Annotated in this window: 1 protein-coding gene and 1 pseudogene; both read left to right on the forward strand. The window is 71.1% G+C overall.

The window, feature by feature from the left end:
* Positions 1–544 (forward strand): annotated as a pseudogene (locus PUR26_RS00535) (glycosyltransferase family 39 protein); the annotation flags it as partial.
* A 121-nt stretch (positions 545–665) separates the two neighbouring features.
* The coding region (locus tag PUR26_RS00540) for a glycosyltransferase family 39 protein (RefSeq protein WP_329868127.1) at positions 666–1313 on the forward strand (648 nt) is incomplete at its 3' end.

Below are 1313 nucleotides of genomic sequence, written 5' to 3' on the forward strand. Positions count from 1 at the left end.
CGCCCTCTACACCCTGTGGCGGCCGGGACCCGACGGCAAGCGGCCCGTCGCCCGCCTCGTCACCACCGTCCTCGTCGCCCCCCTCGGCTGGTTCGCCTGGTTCGGCTGGGTCGGCTACCGCGCCGGCAGCTGGGACGGCTACTTCGAGGTGCAGGAACGGTGGGGCACCACCTTCGACGGCGGAAGCTTTACCGTGCACCGGATCGCGGACGTCTTCCTGAAGTCCCCGGTCTCGCTGAACGCGGTCGTGGTCTCGCTGACGATCTGTCTGGCTGCCGGACTCCTGGTGATCTGCCTGCTGCAGCGCCAGCACGCCGCCCTGCTCGTGTACACGGCCTTCCTGCTGCTGCTGACGGTGTCGGGCGCGGGCTACTTCCATTCCAAGGCCCGGTTCCTGATCCCGGCCTTTCCCCTGCTCTTCCCCCTCGCCCGGGTCATCGCACGGGCGCGTCCGGCCCTGATCTGGACACTCCTTGGCGGGCTCACCCTCGTGTCCAGCGCGTACGGCGGCTATCTCCTGCTTGTCTGGACCCGCTCCCCGTAGCGCGGCGGCGTACGTGTCACGCCGCCGAAGGCAACCAAATCGTCATCGTTACCCATCTGTCCTTGGAGTGCGGGTTTTCTGTGGATCGCAGGTTTTCTGGATGGCTCGGAAAGGAGCGCCGATGTCGCGGCTGCTGACCCGTCCCGCGAACCGGACGCCGGACGGCGTCGACGTCCCGGCTCCGGTGCGCCGCACCACCGGCGCCCTGCGGTTGGCGTGGCCCGCGCTGGCGTTGTACGCGCTGGTCAGGGCCGTCGGCATCGGGGCGATCCTGCTGCGGACCGACCGGACCGTGCTCCAGGTGCTGGCCAGCAGGTTCGACACCAGCTGGTACGTGCTGATCGCGGACCACGGTTACCCGGCGACCTGCCCGGTGCAGGGCGAGCTGTGCCGCTACGCGTTCTTCCCGCTGTACCCCGGGCTGATCCGCGGCGTCACGGGAGTCACCCCCCTGTCGGCGCAGTGGGCGGCCTGGCTCATCGCCATGGCCGCCTCGCTCGCCGCCGCCTGGGGCATCTTCGCCGTCGTCGAACGGATCGCCGACCGCAAGGCCGCCCTGGTCACGGTCGTCCTGTGGGGCATCGTGCCGCACGCCGTGGTCGAGTCGATGGCGTACACCGAGGCGCTGTTCACGGCCATCGCGGCCTGGGCCCTGTACGCGGTGCTCGACCGCCGGTGGCTGACCGCCGCGGCCCTCGCCGTCCTCGCCGGACTCACCCGCCCGCCGGGCGCGGCCGTCGTCGCCGCCGTCGTCCTGTGCGCCCTCTAC

It is taken from the genome of Streptomyces sp. SP18CS02 (assembly GCF_036322365.1).
GTDB lineage: Bacteria > Actinomycetota > Actinomycetes > Streptomycetales > Streptomycetaceae > Streptomyces.